Here is a 16,893-nt window from a genome sequence, read left to right on the forward strand (position 1 = left end):
TTTCCCGCCCGCCCCTCGGGACCTGGCAGCATGGCGGGGTGACAGCAGCAACGCACTCCTCAGTCTCCCCGGCCGACGCAGACGCCGCGGACGCCGTGCTCCTGGGCCTGGACCCGGAGCAGCGCGAGGTCGCCACGACCCTGCGCGGCCCGGTGTGCGTGCTGGCCGGAGCCGGTACCGGCAAGACCCGCGCGATCACCCACCGGATCGCGTACGGGGTCCGCTCGGGGCGGCTGATGCCGGCCAGCGTGCTCGCCGTCACCTTCACCAACCGTGCCGCCGGGGAGATGCGCGGCCGCCTGCGCACCCTCGGCGCGGGCGGGGTCCAGGCCCGCACGTTCCACTCCGCGGCGCTGCGCCAGCTCCAGTACTTCTGGCCCCGCGCCATCGGGGGCGAGCTGCCCCGGCTCCTGGAGCGCAAGATCCAGTTCGTGGCCGAGGCCGGCGCCCGCTGCCGCATCCGCCTCGACCGCAACGAGCTGCGCGACGTCACGGGCGAGATCGAATGGGCCAAGGTCACCCAGACCGTCCCCGCCGATTACCCGGCCGCCGCCCTCAAGGCCGGCCGCGAGGCCCCCCGGGACCTGGCCGAGATCGCCCAGATCTACGGCACGTACGAGCAACTCAAGCGCGACCGAGGCATGATCGACTTCGAGGACGTGCTGCTCCTCACCGTCGGCGTGCTCCAGGACCGCCACGACATCGCCGAGCAGATCCGCGCCCAGTACCAGCACTTCGTGGTGGACGAGTACCAGGACGTCAGCCCGCTCCAGCAGCGCCTGCTCGAGCTGTGGCTCGGCGACCGCGACAGCCTCTGCGTCGTCGGCGACGCCAGCCAGACCATCTACTCCTTCACCGGGGCCACCCCCGACCACCTGCTCGACTTCCGCACCCGCTACCCGCAGGCCACCGTGGTCAAGCTGGTCCGCGACTACCGTTCCACCCCCCAGGTGGTCCACCTGGCCAACGGCCTGCTGGGCCAGGCCAGGGGGCGGGCCGCCGAGCACCGCCTGGAGCTGGTCTCCCAGCGCGAGCCCGGCCCCGACCCGGCCTACGCCGAGTACCCCGACGAGCCCACCGAGGCCGAGGGCGTGGCCGGCCGGGTCCGGGACCTGATCGCGGCCGGCGTCCCGGCCGGCGAGATCGCCGTCCTCTACCGGATCAACGCCCAGTCCGAGGTGTACGAGCAGGCCCTGGCCGATGCCGGGGTCCCCTACCAGCTGCGCGGGGCCGAGCGGTTCTTCGAACGGGCCGAGGTCCAGAAGGCCGTCCTCGCCCTGCGCGGTGCCGCGCGCTCCGGCGGCAGCGACGACCCGCTCCTGCGGGACGTGGTGGAACTGGGCTCCCAGGTCAGGGCCGTGCTCAGCTCCACCGGCTGGACCACCGAGCCGCCCGCCGGCTCCGGAGCCGTGCGCGACCAGTGGGAGTCCCTGGCCGCGCTGGTCCGCCTCGCCGAGGACTTCGCCCGCAGCCGGCCGGGCGTGACCCTGGCCGACCTCGCCGTCGAACTCGACGAGCGCAAGGCCGCCCAGCACGCGCCGACCGTCCAGGGCGTCACCCTCGCCTCGCTGCACGCCGCGAAGGGCCTGGAGTGGGACGCCGTGTTCCTGGTCGGCCTCACCGACGGCATGATGCCGATCACCTACGCCAAGACCGACGAGCAGATCGAGGAGGAGCGCCGGCTCCTGTACGTCGGGGTCACCCGCGCGCGGCACCACCTGACGTTCTCCTGGGCGCTCTCCCGGGCTCCGGGGGGCCGGGCCTCCCGTCGCCCCAGCCGCTTCCTGAACGGCCTGCGGCCGGGCTCCGCGGTCCCCGGCAGCCGGCCGGGCGGGCCCGAGGCGGGAGCGGCCCGCAAGCGCGGCCGCCGCGGACCGGCGCTGTGCCGGGTCTGCGGCAGGACCCTCACCGAGGCCGGCGACATCAAGCTGATGCGCTGCGCGGACTGCCCGTCGGACATGGACGAGGGCCTCTACGAACGGCTGCGCGACTGGCGCGCCGGCCAGTCGAAGCTCCAGGGGATGCCCGCGTACTGCGTGTTCACGGACAAGACCCTGATGGCCATCGCGGAGACCGCGCCCGCCGAGCCGGGGGAGCTCTCGATGATCTCCGGCGTGGGTGGCCGCAAGCTTGAGCGGTACGGAGCCGATGTCCTGGCCATCTGCGCAGGCCAGGAGCCTGCGGGCGCGGATCCTGACGACGCGTAGAAACTCGTCGGAAAAATAGTTTGCACATGCCCGGCGGATCCCCATAGGTTCTTAGCAACGGAAACGGTGGCTTCTCCGAAGCCCCGGATCCGTGCTGTACTTATCCGAATACGCATGGGACAGGCCTTCGGGCCGAGTCCCCGAGACGCCGAGAGGAGGCGAGACCAGTGACCAGCTTCATGACCTTCACCAAAATGACCGATCGCTCGGTCGATGCTTCCTGCCTGCTCGGTTCCGTCTCCCTCCTGGGTACCGGTCTGTCCGCGATTTCCGCTGACCGGCCCGCCCTGCTGGCGACCCTTGCGGTCAGCGAGCGCAATGAGCGACCGACCCAGGCACCGGTGGCAGTACTGGAAGCCCAGGCGCATGGCGCCTATGGCTTCGCGGCCGCAGCCGGTGCCGGATCCCAGACGCAGACGAAGAAGCAGCAGCACCACCTGATGTGGGCCTTCCGCGGGCTCGAACCCTGGAGTGATCCAGCCTGATCGCATGATCAGGCCGGCGCCTTCAGGGCCGCGGAACCCCACCCGGGATCCGCGGCCCTTCTGTTTGTCCCCGAACGGGGACGACGGAGCGAAGGGGCCTCGGGACTGGCAAGACCAGGTACCAAGCCGCGACCGGCCAACCGGCCGGAACGACTAGTCGAACAAGACGAGGAAGAAAACACCGTGCAACTCGAAGCGCACGCCCCGTCCGTACCGCAGAACCGAACGATCTCCCCGCCCGCAGTCCCGGAGGACTCCACCTTGACCCCCCTCACCGCGCTCACCGCGCTCGACGACGCCATCGAGAACCTCGGCGTCCCCGTTCCCTGCCGCACCTTCGACCCCGAGGTCTTCTTCGCCGAGTCCCCGGCCGACGTCGAGTACGCCAAGTCCCTCTGCGGCACCTGCCCGCTGGTCGAGGCCTGCCTCGCCGGCGCCCAGGAGCGCCGCGAGCCCTGGGGCGTCTGGGGCGGAGAGCTCTTCGTCCAGGGCGTCGTGGTGGCGCGCAAGCGTCCCCGTGGCCGTCCGCGCAAGAACCCGGTTGCAGCGGCATGACCGCCATCGGAACCATCGACCGCCCCCTGACGCGCGACCCCCTGAAGCAGGCCCCCATGTCCCCCTACGCCACCACGAGCGAGCAGCCGCACGGCGCCGCCACCGCAGACTTCATCACCGCCGGCGCGATCACCTCGCGTCAGAACAGGACCCGCGAAATGCAACTCATCCCAGAAGCCCTGGCCCGTGCCCATATGGACGACCGCATGCGTGAGGCGGACGCCGAGCGTCACGCCCTGCGCCTGGTCGCCGCGCGGCGCATGCAGCGCAGGGCCGAGCGCGTCTCCATGCGCGCCCGGCGCGCGCTCGCCATGGCCGTCATGCACTGAGGCTCACCGAGCCACCGGGTCACCGAGCGGGTGACCCGGCCCCCGGGGGGACCGGTCCGAACGGACCGGTCCCCCCGGTGCGTTGCGGCGCTCGGACGCCCTCCGCGGGGATATCGTCTGGAGGTGGACCAGCAGACTCCCCACCCCGACCCTCCGGGATCAGGGGCCCAGTCCGTCGTCTGCGCGCGCTGCGGCGCCCGCTCCCCGGACGGAGCCCCGCCCACCTGGACCTGCTCGGTGGAGAACGGCACCAGACAGTACTTCTGCGTCGACTGCGCGCGGGCCAACCTCCGGGCCATCGAGGGCCGCCTCGACTCCTCCTGGTGGTGAGCCGGGCCGGACCCCGGGCCGCCCCGGGGCCGGACCCCGGGACTCAGTCCTCGGGCAGGAACCCCGGCAGCCAGGACTCCAGTTCGTCGCGCAGCCGCACCGTCGAACCCAGCTGACACAGCACCCCGATGGTGCTCAGCGTCACCCGGTGGATCAGCAGGTACGAGGGCGGCAGGTTGATCTGCCGCCCCAACTGGTGCGCGGGGGAGCGGGGATCGGCGATCCGCGCCGCCTGACCGCGCAGCCACGGCCGGGTGAAGGTGAACTCGTCCGCCTCGGCGGGCTCGATGATCGGCTTGAGGTAGTCGAGCACCGCGTCCGGGTCGAGTTCGATGGACTCCTTCACGAACCCCTCGGCGCACAGGTGGCCGTAGACGCCTTCGGCGTCCCCGTCCAGGGTCAACCGCAGGGACCGGCCTATGGGTTTGGGCCAGCCGCCCGGCAGCCGGTCGACCGTGCCGAAGTCGAGCACGCCCAGCCGCATCCGGCCGTCCGCCCCCTCGATCAGCCGGAAGTTGCCCGGATGCGGATCGGCGTGCAGCAGCCCCGTGCGCGCGGGCCCCGAGAAGAGGAACCGGGCCAGCAGTTGTCCGGCCCGGTCGCGCTCCTCCCGCGTGCCGTCGGCGATCACCTCCGACAGCGGGGTGCCCTCCATCCACTCCGTCACCAGCACCTGGTCGCCCTGGTGCACCACGTCCGGGACCACCACGTCCGGGTCGGCGTCGAAGGCGTCCGCGTGCGCGCGCTGCGCCTCGGCCTCCAGCTCGTAGTCCAGCTCCTCCGCGACCCGGTCGCGCAACTCGGTGATCAGGGGCTTCACGTCCATGCCCGGGATCAGCGGCCCGAGCAGTCCGGCGAAGCGGCTCAGCTGCTTGAGGTCCGACAGCAGCGCCTCTCCGGCCCCCGGGTACTGGACCTTGACCGCCACCTGCCGGCCGTCGTGCCACACCGCCCGGTGCACCTGGCCGATGGAGGCGGCAGCGGCCGGCTTGTCCTCGAACTCCTCGAACAGCTCCCGCCAGTCCTCGCCGAGCCGCTCGGCCAGCACCTGGTGCACCCGCGCCGCCGGCAGCGGCGGGGCCGCCTCCTGAAGCTTGGTCAGCGCCGCCCGGTACGGGCCCGCGACCTCCTCGGGAAGCGCCGACTCGAACACCGACAGGGCCTGCCCGAACTTCATGGCACCGCCCTTCAACTCGCCGAGCGTGCGGAACAACTGCTCGGCGGTGCGCTGCTGGAGCTCCCGGGCGACGATCTCGGCCGACTTCCCGCCGATCCGCTTGCCCAGCCCCCAGGTCGCCCGGCCGGCGATGCCGAGCGGCAGAGCGGCCAGCTTGACGGTACGGGTGACCGCCTTCCGGGGAAGATCAGACATACGCCCCTCCTGTTCCCAGACGGCTGCGCCGCGAGCGGCGGATCCGGGACGGCCCCTCGGCCCCCGACGCATCCTGTCACGAGCCCCCTCGCCCGCGGACCCGGGCACCCGCCCCCGGTCCGCCGCGGCTCCGGCCGTTCACGACCGCACCGCCGGGGCGGCCACGGCCGGCGCCGCCGCGCAGGGACAGTCCGGATGGGGATGCAGCGGCGACCGCTCCCAGTGCGCCCCCGGGAGCGCGGCCTCCCAGCGGGCGGCGGTCGAGGCGGGCAGCTCTCCGTCGAGGAAGGCCAGGGCGTGTGCCGCGGCCAGCCCCGCCACCGCCGTGGACAGCCCCACGTCGCAGGCCCCCGAATCCCGGCGGCGGTGCGCCGACCGCCACTGCACCAGCATCCTCGGCCAGGCCGGATCCCGGTCGACGCGGTCGCGCTCCATGCATCCGGCGCAGGCCGTGGCGCCCGGCAGCACCAGCGGGCCGACCAGCCCCGTCCCCTCCAGCACCCCCGCGTACAGGTGCGGGGTGCCCGCGGCGACCCAGTCGGCCGCGGCGGCCGGATCGGGGGCCCACGCCTGCAGCCCGTCCCGGGGCGCGACCACCACCAGCGCCGGGCCGGGCTCCGGCCCTTCGGGATCCCCGGTGCGCGCGGGCCTCCCCGGCGCGGCCCCCCGTACCAGGGCTCTCGCGGCCTCGGCCCGCAGCCGGCCCACATCGGCCGGACCGAGCCCGCCCGGCGCCACGTCCGCCACGGTCACCCGGCCCCCGTCGAGCACGTCGACCGCACCGACCCCGGCCGACGCCAGGACGGCCGCGACCACCGCCCCCACCCGGCCGCTCCCGCGCACCTGGACCCGTATCGCCCGGCGTGCCGCGAGGCCCCGTAAGTCACCGCCCGGTTCGCGGTGCACCAGCGAGAGCGAGCCCAGATCGGGCCCGAGCCGCTCCAGGGCCTCGGGGCGCCGCCGCACCGCCTGGGCCCGCGGCCCTCCCGCGGTGACGTCGTCGAGCAGCCCGGCGCGCGCGAGCCGCCGCACCAGCTCGTCCACCTGCCCCTCCGGGAGCCCCATCCCCCGGGCCTCGGTCCGCAGCAGGTCCATGCCCCGCGTGCCGTCGATCCGGTCGATCAGGGAGCCCGTGGCCGTGTCGACCGGCCCGAGGACCACCGCGTGCGCGGGCGTCACACCGAACTGGACCGTCTGCAGATCCCTCCAGGCCCGTGCCAGGGCCGGCTTCACCTTCGGATACACGGCTTCCCCCTCGTGGTGGTGCGTCCCGACGTGCGGCCGGGGACCCCGGTCCCTCCGCCGCGCCTCTCTTCTCCCGTCACCATGCCCGTCTTCCTCCGGGCGTGCGTAAGTTTGTCCACAGGCGAGGGGTATTAGGCATATGAGATGGAGAAAGAGGCGCCCCCGGGACCCCGTTCGGGATCCCCTTCCGGCGCCGCCCGCGCCCCGCTCGTGTTCGAACGGCGGACGCGCGGGACTTCCGCCACGACGACCGGGTACCTTCGAGGCGTGTCCGCCGACCCACCCCAGCGCGCCGTGGAAGTCCGCCGGAGCGCGCGCCGCCGCAGGACCGTGTCCGCCTACCGCGAGGGTGACCGGACGGTCGTGCTGATCCCTGCCCGGATGTCCGAGGCGGAGGAGCGGCGCTGGGTGGGCGTCATGCTGGACAAGCTCGCCGCCCAGGAGAGCAAGCGCACCCTGGGCGACACGGAACTCACCGAACGCGCCGGGCACCTGTCGGAGCAGTACTTCGCCGGCCGCGCTCGCCCCCGCTCGGTCCGCTGGGTCACCAACCAGAACACCCGCTGGGGCTCCTGCACCCCGGCCGAGGGCAGCATCCGCCTCTCGCACCGCCTGCAGGGCATGCCGGAGTACGTCGTCGACTACGTGCTGCTCCACGAGCTGGCGCACCTCCTGGTGCCCGGCCACGGCCCCCGCTTCTGGGAGCTGCTGGACTCCTACCCGAAGACGGAGCGGGCCCGAGGATTCCTCGAAGGCGTGGTCGCCGCGGAACGCCTCCCCCGGATTCCGGGCGCCCGCGAGGAATGACCTTCTGTCACGGAACGCGATTGTGTACCGGGTCGGTACCGGCTTGGCCGGATGTCCGCAGGAGCCGTTAGCCTGAGCGGCACGCATTCAGCGGTACGCATTCACAGTCGGGATGGGGGACGGTCGGACGTATGGCCAGGGAATTCCAACGCGGCCACAAGGCCAAGATCAGTGATCTGACGGCGGGCACCGATCTGTACGTGGGCGTCCAGATCGCCGGGCCCGGGCTCACCTTCGACATCAGCTGCTTCGGCCTCGACGCCAACGAGCAGCTCTCGGACGACCGTTACTTCGTCTTCTACAACCAGCCGAAGTCGCCCGAGGAGTCCATCCAGCAGCTCGGTCCGCAGGCCGGTGACACGGAATCCTTCCGGGTGACCCTCGACCGCGTGCCGACGGCCGTCCGCAAGCTGTCCTTCAGCGCCACCCTCGACGGCGCCGGCCAGATGTCGCAGATCGGCCCCGGCTACATCCGGATCGTGGCCGGCGGCGAGGAGGTCGTCCGGTACTCCTTCACCGGCTCCGAGTTCAGCACCGAACGCGCGCTGATGATCGGCGACCTCTACTTCAAGGACGCGTGGCGCTTCGCCGCCGTCGGCCAGGGCTTCGACGGCGGACTCGCCGCGCTGCTGAAGAACTTCGGCGGCGAGGTCGCCGAGGAGGACGAGCAGCCGGCGCAGCAGCAGGTGCCGGCCCAGGCCCCGCCGCAGCCCGCAGCCCCCGGCTTCGCCCCGCCCCCGCAGGCGGCCGCCCCGGCCCCGGCCTTCGCCGCCCCCGCCCAGCCCCAGCCGCCGCAGCAGCCCCAGCCGCCGCAGCCCGCGCCCTACGCGGCGCCGCAGCAGCAGCCCCCGGCCCCCGCGCCGGTGCACTCGCAGCCGACCATGATCGCCCCGCTGGTCCCGCCCGCGCCCGCGGCCCCGTACGGCCAGCCGCCCCACCCGCCGCAGCAGCCCGGCCCGCCCTCGTACGGCGGCCAGCAGCAGCCGCACTCCTCGTACGGCGCCCAGGTCCCCCCGCCCGCCCCGGCCCCCGCGCCCTACGGCCAGCAGCCGCAGGCCCCGTACGGCCAGGTCCCGGGCCAGCAGTACGGCCAGCAGCCCGGCTACGGCCAGCAGCAGCCGCCCTACGGCCAGCAGCCCCCGGCGCCCTACGGCCAGGCCCCGCAGGCCGCCGGCCACGGCCTCGCCGCCGCCCTCCAGCCGTACAAGGAAGCCCCCACGGGCGCCCGCTGGACCCCGCAGAACCAGCAGCTCATGCGCGTCGACCTGTCGATGGGCGGCCAGCCCGTCCTCGCCCGCCAGGGCAGCATGGTCCTCTACCAGGGCAAGGTCGACTTCAGCTACAAGGGCGCGGGCTTCGCCGGCCGTATCGTCGGCAACGCCACCGGCCAGGAGATGCAGCTGATGCGCTGCTCGGGCCGCGGCCAGGTCTTCCTCGCCGAGAACGGCGCGCACCTGCACGCCATCGAGCTCCAGGGCGACGGCATCTGCGTCTCCGCCGAGTCCGTCCTCGCCTTCGACGAGTCCCTCCAGCACGAGGTCCGCCGGATCGAGGGCCACGGCATCCCCGGCGGCGCCCTGTTCACCATGCTCTTCCAGGGCTCCGGCACGGTGATCGTCAAGACGCACGGCGCCCCCGTCGTCCTCCCCGTCACCCCGACCACCTTCGCGGACAGCAACGCCATCGTCGCGTGGTCGGCCGCCTCCCAGGTGATCATTTCCAGCCAGGTGCGCCTGCGGCGCAACGCCTACCCCGGCCACAGCGGGGAGACCGTGAACCTCCAGTTCCGCGGCGCTCCCGGCAACTTCATCGTCGTCCAGCCGTACGAGGTCTGAGGGAGCCCCACATGAACGCCATGAACGCAATGAACCAGCAGCTCGCGGGCTACGCCCCCACCCCCGTCACGGCCCGCATGGAGAACCACGGCCGCGCCATGCTCAAGGTCGCCATGCAGAGCGGCCAGGACCTCTTCGCCCGCACCGGCTCGATGGTCGCCTACGAGGGCTTCGTCCAGTACGAGCCCAACCCCCCGGCCGTGCGCCAGATGGCCTCGCAGTGGCTGACCGGCGAGGGCGCCCCGCTGATGAAGTGCACCGGCGACGGCCTGCTCTACCTCGCCGACTACGGCGCCGACGTCGTCTGCGTCAACCTCAACAACGACGCCCTCTCCGTCAACGGCACCAACCTCCTCGCCTTCGACGCCCACCTCCAGTGGGGCGTCGAGCGGGTCAAGGGCATGGCGAAGTTCGCGGGCCAGGGCCTGTTCAACGTCCAGGTGTCCGGAACCGGATGGGTCGCCATCACCTCCCGCGGCACCCCGATCGTCGTCGACTGCGGCCGCGGCGAGGACGAGACCTACGTGGACCCGGACGCGCTCGTCGCCTGGTCCCCGAACCTCAAGGTCAAGGGGAAGCGCAGCTTCAAGGCCTCGTCGATGATCGGCCGGGGCAGCGGGGAGGCCTACCAGATGGCCTTCTCCGGCCAGGGCATCGTCGTCGTACAGCCCAGCGAGGACAGCACCGACCGGCTCCGGACCCGGGGCTGAGGGGGAGCGGACACATCATGCAGAGCTCACTTTTCGGCTACGCGGAAGCGCAGTCCCAGGACCGGTACACCGTCCAGAACCCGCAGCTCCTGCGGGTCTCGCTGACCGGCTCCGACGACGTCCTCGCCCGCAAGGGCGCGATGGTCGCCTACCAGGGCATCGTCGACTTCGACGGCGAGTACCAGAGCACCACCCAGCGCACCGCCCGCGCCCGCACCGGCGAGGGCCTGGACCTGATGCGCTGCTCCGGGCAGGGCACCGTCTACCTGGCCAACCTCGCCCAGCACGTCCACGTCGTCGACGTCGACCAGGACGGCCTCACCGTCGACAGCAGCTACGTGCTCGCCCTGGACTCCACCCTGCACACCGAGGCCATCGCCGTCGACAGCCAGTACGGCATCTCCGGCTCCGGCAAGTACCAGCTCAACATCAGCGGCCGCGGCAAGGTCGCGCTCATGACCTCCGGTCAGCCGCTGATGATGCAGGTCACCCCCGACAAGTACGTCAACGCCGACGCCGACGCCATCGTCGCCTGGTCCACCTCCCTGCGCGTGCAGATGCAGGCCCAGACGCACTCCACCGGCGTGTGGCGGCGCCGCGGCAACACCGGAGAGGGCTGGGAGCTCAGCTTCCTCGGCACCGGCTTCGCCCTGGTCCAGCCCAGCGAGCTGCTCCCGCCGCAGAACGCCCAGCTCGGACAGGGCATGGCCGCCCAGTACGGAATGGGCCAGCACGGTGCCCACGCCCAGAACCAGAACAACGCCTGGAACTGAGCCACCGCACCCCGCGCGACGGCGGAGGGGGCCGGTCCGCCCGGACCGGCCCCCCTCCGCCGTACCGGCGGCCCTACGCGCCCAGGCGCGCCAGGGTCGCCTCCAGCAGCAGCACCACCGAGGTGTCGGCCACCGCCGCCACCTCCTCGTACGGGAACCAGCGCAGGTCCAGCGACTCCTCGCTGATCTCCGCCACGGCACCGGCCGGAGCCAGCGCCGCGTACTGCACGTCCAGGTGCCAGTTGCAGGGCGCCGGGATCGGATGCCGGTCCAGGCGCACCGGCCCGCCCGGCACCAGCGTCAGCCCGGAGGCGATCCCCGACTCCTCGACGGCCTCGCGCAGCGCCACCCCGGCGAGCGTGGTGTCGTCCGCCTCGCAGTGCCCGCCCATCTGGAGCCACAGGCCGAGCTTCTTGTGCAGGGTCAGCAGGACCCGCCCGCGCTGCGGGTCGACGACCAGCGCGCTGCCGGTGACGTGACCGGCCGCGCAGGGCTTGTAGACCCCGTCCGGGTGGGCGGCCAGGTGCTCCAGGTACAGGTCGCGGAGCTCGGGCTGGTCCTCGTACCGCTTCAGGACGAGGACCGCGTCTTCGTGCAGGCTCACTTCTTCTCGTCGCCGTCCTGGTCGCCGCCGCGGCCGTCCTCGTCGTGCTTGCGGGCCGCCTCGCCGAGCATCTTGTCGATCTCGGAGAAGTCCAGCTGCTCGCGGTGCACGAAACCGTCCGGGTCGTCCAGGTCGGAGGCGGTCGGCAGCATGTCGGGGTGCTCCCACAGCCCGTCGCGGCCGTCCACACCGCGCGCGTCGGTGAGCGAGGCCCACAGCCGCGAGGCGTCGCGCAGCCGCCGCGGACGCAGCTCCAGCCCGATCAGCGTCGCGAAGGTCTGCTCCGCCGGGCCGCCCGAGGCGCGGCGCCGGCGCATGGTCTCGCGCATCGCGTCGGCCGAGGTCAGACGGGGCTTGGCCGCCTCGTGCACGACCGCGTCCACCCAGCCCTCGACCAGCGCGAGCGCCGTCTCCAGGCGGGCCAGCGCGGCCTTCTGCTCCGGGGTGTCCTGCGGCTGGAACATGCCGCCCTGGAGCGCCTCCTGCAGCTGCTCCGGGTTCGACGGGTCGAGCTGGCCGACCACGTCCTCCAGCTTCGAGGTGTCCACCTTGATGCCGCGCGCGTAGCCCTCGACCGCGCCGAACAGGTGCGAACGCAGCCACGGCACGTGCGCGAACAGACGGGCGTGTGCCGCCTCGCGCAGGGCCAGGTACAGCCGCACCTCGTCCGAGGGGACGCCGAGGTCCTTGCCGAAGCCCTCGATGTTCAGCGGCAGCAGCGCCGCCCGTCCGGCCGGACCGAGCGGCAGCCCGATGTCGGTGGATCCGACGACCTCGCCGGCGAGCGTGCCCACGGCCTGGCCGATCTGCTGGCCGAACATGGCCCCGCCCATGGAGCGCATCATCCCGAGCAGCGGGCCCGCCATGGCCTGCATCTCCTCGGGCAGCACGCTGCCCATGGCCGCGCCGACGCGCTCGGCGACCGGGTCGACGAGCTCCTTCCACACCGGCAGGGTCGCCTCGACCCACTCGGCGCGGCTCCAGGCCACGGCCGCGTTGGCGCCGGAGGGGAGGGAGGTCACCCCGTCCAGCCACAGGTCGGCGAGGCGCACGGCCTCCTCGACGGCCGACTTCTCGGCGGCGCCGACGCTCACGTCCTTCACGCCGTCCGCGGTGCCCTGGGCGACGGTCTGGCGGGCGATGTCCTTGGCCATGTCCCAGTTGACCGGACCGCCCTCGTAGCTCAGCATCTGGCCGAGCTGCTGGAAGGCGGCGCCGAGGTCGTTCGGGTTCATCGAGCCGAACATCGCGGCGAAGGGATTGTCCGCACCGCCGGGGAGGCCGCCAGGGCCGAACCCGAACGGATTCGCGGGGCCGCCCTGCCCGCCCTTCTTGCCCTCGTCGCCGTTCTCCGGCTCCTCCGGCGGAAGGCCGAATCCGAATGGGGTGTCGCTCACGGGTTTCCTCGGCTCGTAGGGCCGTCGGCGGGAGCCGACGGGCAATGGTCCGACAACACACCCAGCGTAGACACCACTCCCGCTTCCGGGCTCGGTGCTCCGCCGACTCCTGGGCTGCGGCAGGATGGACATCACCTGGTGGGTACGCGTCACGACGCGTCCCTACTGAAGACAACCGCTGGAGACGCCCGGTGAGTTCCCCAGATCCGCAGGCTCGCGCGCCGCACGACGCCGAAATCCGCCCCGAGCACGGCGACAGCGCCCCCGGCGTTCGCCAGTCGCGAAACCAGGCCGAACCGCGACGGCGCAGCCCCGTGATCGCGGTGACCGGCGCCGCGTCCGGGGTCGGCGCGGCGCTGGTCGCCCGGCTCGCCGTGTCCGACGAGGTCAAGCAGGTCGTCGCCATCGACGAGCGGCGCGGGGACTGTGCGTCCGCGCAGTGGCACGTCCTCGACGTACGGGACCCCGCGATCGCGGAGAAGCTGCGCGGCGCGGACGTCGTGGTCCACCTCGCGCTGGACCTCGACCTGGAGACCGACCCCGCGGCCCGTACCGCGTACAACGTACGCGGAACCCAGACCGTCCTGACCGCCGCCGCGGCGGCCGGCGTGCACCGGGTCGTGCTGTGCACCTCCGCGATGGTCTACGGGGCCCTTCCGGACAACGACATCCCGCTCTCGGAGGACTCCGAGCTGCGCGCCACCGCCGAGGCGACCGGTGTCGGCGACCTGCTGGAGATCGAGCGCCTGGGCCGCCGGGCCCCGCGGGCGCACCCCGGGCTGAACGTGACGGTGGTCCGCCCGGCGGTCCTGGTCGGCGGCACCGACACCGCCCTGACCCGGTACTTCGAGTCCCCGCGCCTGCTCGTCGTCGCCGGATCCCGGCCCACCTGGCAGTTCTGCCACGTGGAGGACCTGGTCAGCGCCCTGGAGTACGCGGCGCTGGAGAAGGCCGAGGGCGAGCTGGCCGTCGGCTGCGAGGGCTGGCTGGAGCAGGAGGAGGTCGAGGAGCTGAGCGGCATCCGCCGCATGGAACTTCCCTCGGCGGTCGCCCTGGGCGCGGCCGCCCGGCTGCACCGGATCGGCCTGACCCCGTCCCCGGCCGGGGACCTCGCGTACACGATGCACCCGTGGGTGGTCAGCGTCAGCGGGCTGCACGCGGCGGGCTGGCGGCCCCGCTGGACCAACGAGGAGGTCCTCGCCGAGCTGCTCCAGGAGGTGGCGGGCCGGCACACCGTCGCGGGCCGCAGGCTGGGGCGCAAGGACGCCGCCACCGCCGCCGGCGCCGCCGGTGCGACGGTGGCCCTCCTGGGCGCCGCCGCCGCGGTCCGCCGGGCCCGCCGGCGCCGGGGCATCTGAACCGGCATCCGAACCGGACCGACGCCCCGCCCGGCCCGGCGGGGCTCCTGTAGGAGGCTCCCAACCGGGCGGGCCGGGCCCGGGCGAATCGGGTATTCCACCGCCACGGCCGCTAGGGCACGATGGAAGACATGGCACCGCACTTCGACCACCCCGGCGAGCAGGCCGCTCCGGACCCGATCCGGCTGCTCGAGATCCGTGACGCCCCGCTCTCCATCGACGAGGTCTTCCGGGCCGTCGGCGACGACGCGACCGGCGGTACGACCCTCTTCGTCGGCACGGTGCGCAACCACGACGCCGGCGCCGACGTGGACTCGCTCGGCTACTCCTCCCATCCCACGGCCGAGGCCGAGATGCGGCGCGTCGCCGACCGGGTCATCGAGAAGTACCCGGTCCGCGCGCTGGCCGCGGTGCACCGCGTCGGCGACCTGGCCGTGGGCGACCTCGCCGTGATCGTCGCCGTCTCCTGCCCGCACCGGGGCGAGGCCTTCGAGGCCTGCCGGATGCTGATAGACGACCTCAAGCACGAGGTCCCGATCTGGAAGCACCAGACGTTCTCGAACGGCACGGAGGAGTGGGTCGGCGCCTGCTGACGCGGACGGCCGGGTACGGACACCCCGGGCACGGGGGCGTCCCCGCGGAGGAGTAGCCTCACACCCGTTCGGCCGCGCAACACGCCCTCGATTTGCGTAACCCCCTCCCGGGCACGAGCGTTGAAGCCACAGACGACACGTACTTTCGGGGCAGGGAGGCACGTCCATGGCGTCACTGGCGTGGTTGCTGATTCCGCTGTTCGCCGCGATCGGGGCGGCGATATGGGGCAGCTGGGCGGCACGCGACCGCACTCAAGGCGACATATCCGAGCTCGCCGGTTACGCGAGGTTCCGCGAGGTCATGGACGAGGCAGACCGGGCCCATCAGGCCCGTATGAAAGAAAAGGCGCACTCCGGTTCCGACGCCGTCTGAGGCGTCCCGAGAGTCCCGCCGGGAAGCACCGCCGGAAGGTTCCGCGGGAAGGCAGCGCGGGGAGTACCGCGAGCCCCATCCGCCGGAAGGTTCGGCTCCGCTGAGAATCCCCTGAGAGTTCCGCCCGAGGACCCCGTACGGACCGGCCCCGGGGGCCGCCCGCAGAGGCCGTCACGTACTGTCGAGCCATGCCACGCCGCACCGCGACGATGCTCGCCTCCTTCCTCGTGCTGTTCGCGCTGCTCTGCGTGGGAGTGTTCGTCAGGGTCCCGTACTCGGAGATGAGCCCGGGCCCCACCGTGAACACGCTCGGCGACTCGCGCGGCGAGCCGGTCCTGAACATCTCGGGCCGCAAGACGTACCCGACCAGCGGTCACCTCAACATGACCACGGTCCGCGTCACCGGCGCCGACTACGACATGAACCTGCTGGAAGCGGTCTACGGCTGGGTGGCCGGCGACAACATCGTCGTGCCGCACGAGAACCTCTATCCGAACGGCAAGACGGACAAGGAATCGACGCAGGAGAACGCCGAGGAGTTCAGCCAGTCGCAGGAGAGCGCCAAGGTGGCGGCCCTCAAGCAGCTCGGCATCCCGGTCACCGCCCGGGTCATCGTCTCCACCGTCGTCAAGGGCAGCCCCTCCGAGGGGAAGCTGCACGCCGGGGACGTGATCAAGGACGTGGACGGCTCCCCGGTCAACGAGCCGGGCGACGTGGCGAAGCTCGTCACCAAGCACAAGCCCGGGGAGCCGGTGGAATTCACCATCGTCCCGGCCGCCGACGCCGCCGCGGCCGAGAAGGAGAACCGCGAGCCCACCGGCAGCACCAAGATCACCATCACCGCGGGCAAGGCGCCCGACGACGGCCACGCCATCGTCGGCATCCGGGCCGGGACCGACCACGCCTTCCCGTTCCCGATCGACATCAAGCTCGCCGATGTCGGCGGCCCCAGCGCCGGGCTGATGTTCGCCCTCGGCATCGTCGACAAGCTCACCCCGCAGAGCCTGACCGGCGGGAAGTTCATCGCGGGCACCGGCACCATCGACGACACCGGCAAGGTCGGCCCCATCGGCGGCATCCAGATGAAGACCATCGGAGCCCGCCAGGCCGGCGCCGAGTACTTCCTCACCCCGGCCGAGAACTGCGCCTCCGCCGCGGCGCACACCCCCGACGGCCTGACCCTGGTGAAGGTCTCCACCATCGACGACGCCACCAAGGCCCTGGAGAAGATCGGCAAGGGGGACACGGCGGGGCTGCCGCGGTGCACGAAGTCCTGACCGCCGGACCCCGCCGCACCCGCACCCGCACCCGCCGCACCCGCCGGGTCCCGCCCGGTCGGTCCGACTAGTCCAGGAAGGTCGCGGCCAGGGCCTCGGCCAGGCCCGGCACCAGGGTCGCCCCGGTCAGCACCTCGCTGGAGGAGTCCTTCTCCCGCAGCCGCACGGCGGACTCCCGCGACCCGTCGCGCAGCACGCCCACCGTCAGGCGGACCTCCTGCCGGTCGGGGTGCCCGGCGACCCACTTGGCCAGCTGCTTGTCGCTGAGCCCCTCCGGTACGGAGGCCTCCGCGGACGGCGGCAGCATCAGCCGCTCCACGGTGAGGGCGCAGCCGACGATCGCATCGGGCCAGGCGATGGTCCCCAGGAACTTGTCCAGCGGCATCCCGGCCGGGACCTGGTCCTGCTCGATCGGGGTCAGCTGGCTCTTGCCGGCGTCGTCGAGGTCGAGGCCCAGCTGGTTCGCGAGGCCCGGCTCCGAGCGGCGCAGGCGGGCCGTGTCGACCAGGGCGAAGAGCCGGGCGGGCTTGTCCCAGCCGAGGGTGGAGGCGTACTCGTCGATTTCGAGGACGGCGCGGGTCAGCGGACCGGCCGCCATCGGGGTGCCGGGGGAGGGAGAAAGGTTGGACATGGACAACATCCT

The 16,893-nt window shown here is 72.8% G+C and carries 18 protein-coding genes; 13 read left to right on the top strand and 5 right to left on the bottom strand.

The window, feature by feature from the left end:
* Window positions 1-38: 38 nt before the first annotated feature.
* From ABZW32_RS05190 to ABZW32_RS05210, 5 genes are all read left to right on the top strand, one after another.
* Entirely contained in the window at window positions 39-2,207 is a 2,169-nt protein-coding gene (locus ABZW32_RS05190; RefSeq protein WP_356211348.1) for an ATP-dependent DNA helicase UvrD2, read from the top strand.
* A gap of 179 nt (window positions 2,208-2,386) precedes the next feature.
* Window positions 2,387-2,692, top strand: a complete 306-nt coding sequence (locus tag ABZW32_RS05195; protein ID WP_030225919.1) for a hypothetical protein — start codon at window positions 2,387-2,389, stop codon at window positions 2,690-2,692.
* 183 nt (window positions 2,693-2,875) lie between these two features.
* Complete coding sequence (locus tag ABZW32_RS05200; RefSeq protein ID WP_030225917.1) at window positions 2,876-3,247, top strand: WhiB family transcriptional regulator; 372 nt, start codon at window positions 2,876-2,878, stop codon at window positions 3,245-3,247.
* A complete protein-coding gene (locus ABZW32_RS05205) occupies window positions 3,244-3,576 on the top strand; it encodes a hypothetical protein (RefSeq protein WP_285535687.1) in 333 nt (110 codons plus the stop codon). The genes ABZW32_RS05200 and ABZW32_RS05205 overlap by 4 nt, the downstream gene beginning before the upstream one ends.
* 123 nt (window positions 3,577-3,699) lie before the next feature.
* The gene (locus ABZW32_RS05210) at window positions 3,700-3,906 is read left to right on the top strand and encodes a hypothetical protein (RefSeq protein WP_356211352.1); all 207 of its coding nucleotides are present in this window, start codon (window positions 3,700-3,702) and stop codon (window positions 3,904-3,906) included.
* A 43-nt stretch (window positions 3,907-3,949) separates the two neighbouring features.
* On the opposite strand, the gene ABZW32_RS05215 is transcribed toward ABZW32_RS05210, so the two are convergent.
* Together ABZW32_RS05215 and ABZW32_RS05220 are read right to left on the bottom strand one after the other, a co-directional pair.
* Complete coding sequence (locus tag ABZW32_RS05215) at window positions 3,950-5,278, bottom strand: AarF/ABC1/UbiB kinase family protein (RefSeq protein WP_356211355.1); 1,329 nt, start codon at window positions 5,276-5,278, stop codon at window positions 3,950-3,952.
* A gap of 138 nt (window positions 5,279-5,416) precedes the next feature.
* The gene (locus ABZW32_RS05220) at window positions 5,417-6,523 is read right to left on the bottom strand and encodes a ThiF family adenylyltransferase (RefSeq protein WP_356211358.1); all 1,107 of its coding nucleotides are present in this window, start codon (window positions 6,521-6,523) and stop codon (window positions 5,417-5,419) included.
* Between the two features lie 267 nt (window positions 6,524-6,790).
* Between ABZW32_RS05220 and ABZW32_RS05225 the strand changes: the two genes are divergently transcribed.
* The 4 genes from ABZW32_RS05225 to ABZW32_RS05240 all read left to right on the top strand — a co-directional run bounded on the left by ABZW32_RS05225 (window position 6,791) and on the right by ABZW32_RS05240 (window position 10,648).
* Complete coding sequence (locus ABZW32_RS05225; protein WP_356211361.1) at window positions 6,791-7,330, top strand: M48 family metallopeptidase; 540 nt, start codon at window positions 6,791-6,793, stop codon at window positions 7,328-7,330.
* Between the two features lie 131 nt (window positions 7,331-7,461).
* Window positions 7,462-9,165, top strand: a complete 1,704-nt coding sequence (locus ABZW32_RS05230) for a TerD family protein (RefSeq protein WP_356211364.1) — start codon at window positions 7,462-7,464, stop codon at window positions 9,163-9,165.
* Window positions 9,166-9,194: 29 nt separating this feature from the next.
* The gene (locus tag ABZW32_RS05235) at window positions 9,195-9,875 is read left to right on the top strand and encodes an AIM24 family protein (protein ID WP_030225900.1); all 681 of its coding nucleotides are present in this window, start codon (window positions 9,195-9,197) and stop codon (window positions 9,873-9,875) included.
* A 17-nt stretch (window positions 9,876-9,892) separates the two neighbouring features.
* A complete protein-coding gene (locus ABZW32_RS05240) occupies window positions 9,893-10,648 on the top strand; it encodes an AIM24 family protein (protein WP_266842151.1) in 756 nt (251 codons plus the stop codon).
* Window positions 10,649-10,721: 73 nt separating this feature from the next.
* Here the strand turns inward: ABZW32_RS05240 and ABZW32_RS05245 are convergent, their stop codons facing one another.
* Window positions 10,722-11,252 (bottom strand): NUDIX hydrolase, encoded by a 531-nt coding sequence (locus ABZW32_RS05245; RefSeq protein ID WP_356211367.1) that lies wholly within the window; start codon window positions 11,250-11,252, stop codon window positions 10,722-10,724.
* Window positions 11,249-12,649, bottom strand: a complete 1,401-nt coding sequence (locus ABZW32_RS05250) for a zinc-dependent metalloprotease (protein WP_356211370.1) — start codon at window positions 12,647-12,649, stop codon at window positions 11,249-11,251. The genes ABZW32_RS05245 and ABZW32_RS05250 overlap by 4 nt, the downstream gene beginning before the upstream one ends.
* A 191-nt stretch (window positions 12,650-12,840) precedes the next feature.
* On the opposite strand from ABZW32_RS05250, the gene ABZW32_RS05255 reads away from it, so the two are divergent.
* The 4 genes from ABZW32_RS05255 to ABZW32_RS05270 all read left to right on the top strand — a co-directional run bounded on the left by ABZW32_RS05255 (window position 12,841) and on the right by ABZW32_RS05270 (window position 16,250).
* Window positions 12,841-14,007, top strand: coding sequence for an SDR family oxidoreductase (locus ABZW32_RS05255; protein WP_356211373.1), 1,167 nt, complete (start codon window positions 12,841-12,843; stop codon window positions 14,005-14,007).
* A 131-nt stretch (window positions 14,008-14,138) separates the two neighbouring features.
* On the top strand, window positions 14,139-14,600 hold the full coding sequence (locus tag ABZW32_RS05260) for a molybdenum cofactor biosynthesis protein MoaE (protein ID WP_356211376.1): 462 nt from the start codon (window positions 14,139-14,141) through the stop codon (window positions 14,598-14,600).
* 166 nt (window positions 14,601-14,766) lie between these two features.
* A complete protein-coding gene (locus ABZW32_RS05265; protein ID WP_356211379.1) occupies window positions 14,767-14,973 on the top strand; it encodes a hypothetical protein in 207 nt (68 codons plus the stop codon).
* Window positions 14,974-15,161: 188 nt separating this feature from the next.
* The gene (locus ABZW32_RS05270) at window positions 15,162-16,250 is read left to right on the top strand and encodes a PDZ domain-containing protein (protein ID WP_356211382.1); all 1,089 of its coding nucleotides are present in this window, start codon (window positions 15,162-15,164) and stop codon (window positions 16,248-16,250) included.
* 67 nt (window positions 16,251-16,317) lie between these two features.
* Here the strand turns inward: ABZW32_RS05270 and ABZW32_RS05275 are convergent, their stop codons facing one another.
* Window positions 16,318-16,890 (bottom strand): PPA1309 family protein, encoded by a 573-nt coding sequence (locus ABZW32_RS05275; protein WP_356211385.1) that lies wholly within the window; start codon window positions 16,888-16,890, stop codon window positions 16,318-16,320.
* Between the last annotated feature and the right edge of the window lie 3 nt (window positions 16,891-16,893).

The organism is Streptomyces sp. NPDC004667, assembly GCF_040609475.1.
GTDB lineage: Bacteria > Actinomycetota > Actinomycetes > Streptomycetales > Streptomycetaceae > Streptomyces.

Excerpts from the sequence above, each read along its gene's own strand:
- ABZW32_RS05215 (WP_356211355.1), bottom strand. The coding sequence starts at position 5,278 with ATGTCTGATCTTCCCCGGAAGGCGGTCACCCGTACCGTCAAGCTGGCC.
- ABZW32_RS05195 (WP_030225919.1), top strand. The coding sequence starts at position 2,387 with ATGACCTTCACCAAAATGACCGATCGCTCGGTCGATGCTTCCTGCCTG.
- ABZW32_RS05235 (WP_030225900.1), top strand. The coding sequence starts at position 9,195 with ATGAACCAGCAGCTCGCGGGCTACGCCCCCACCCCCGTCACGGCCCGC.
- ABZW32_RS05240 (WP_266842151.1), top strand. The coding sequence starts at position 9,893 with ATGCAGAGCTCACTTTTCGGCTACGCGGAAGCGCAGTCCCAGGACCGG.
- ABZW32_RS05270 (WP_356211382.1), top strand. The coding sequence starts at position 15,162 with ATGCCACGCCGCACCGCGACGATGCTCGCCTCCTTCCTCGTGCTGTTC.
- ABZW32_RS05205 (WP_285535687.1), top strand. The coding sequence starts at position 3,244 with ATGACCGCCATCGGAACCATCGACCGCCCCCTGACGCGCGACCCCCTG.
- ABZW32_RS05265 (WP_356211379.1), top strand. The coding sequence starts at position 14,767 with ATGGCGTCACTGGCGTGGTTGCTGATTCCGCTGTTCGCCGCGATCGGG.
- ABZW32_RS05275 (WP_356211385.1), bottom strand. The coding sequence starts at position 16,890 with ATGTTGTCCATGTCCAACCTTTCTCCCTCCCCCGGCACCCCGATGGCG.
- ABZW32_RS05260 (WP_356211376.1), top strand. The coding sequence starts at position 14,139 with ATGGCACCGCACTTCGACCACCCCGGCGAGCAGGCCGCTCCGGACCCG.
- ABZW32_RS05230 (WP_356211364.1), top strand. The coding sequence starts at position 7,462 with ATGGCCAGGGAATTCCAACGCGGCCACAAGGCCAAGATCAGTGATCTG.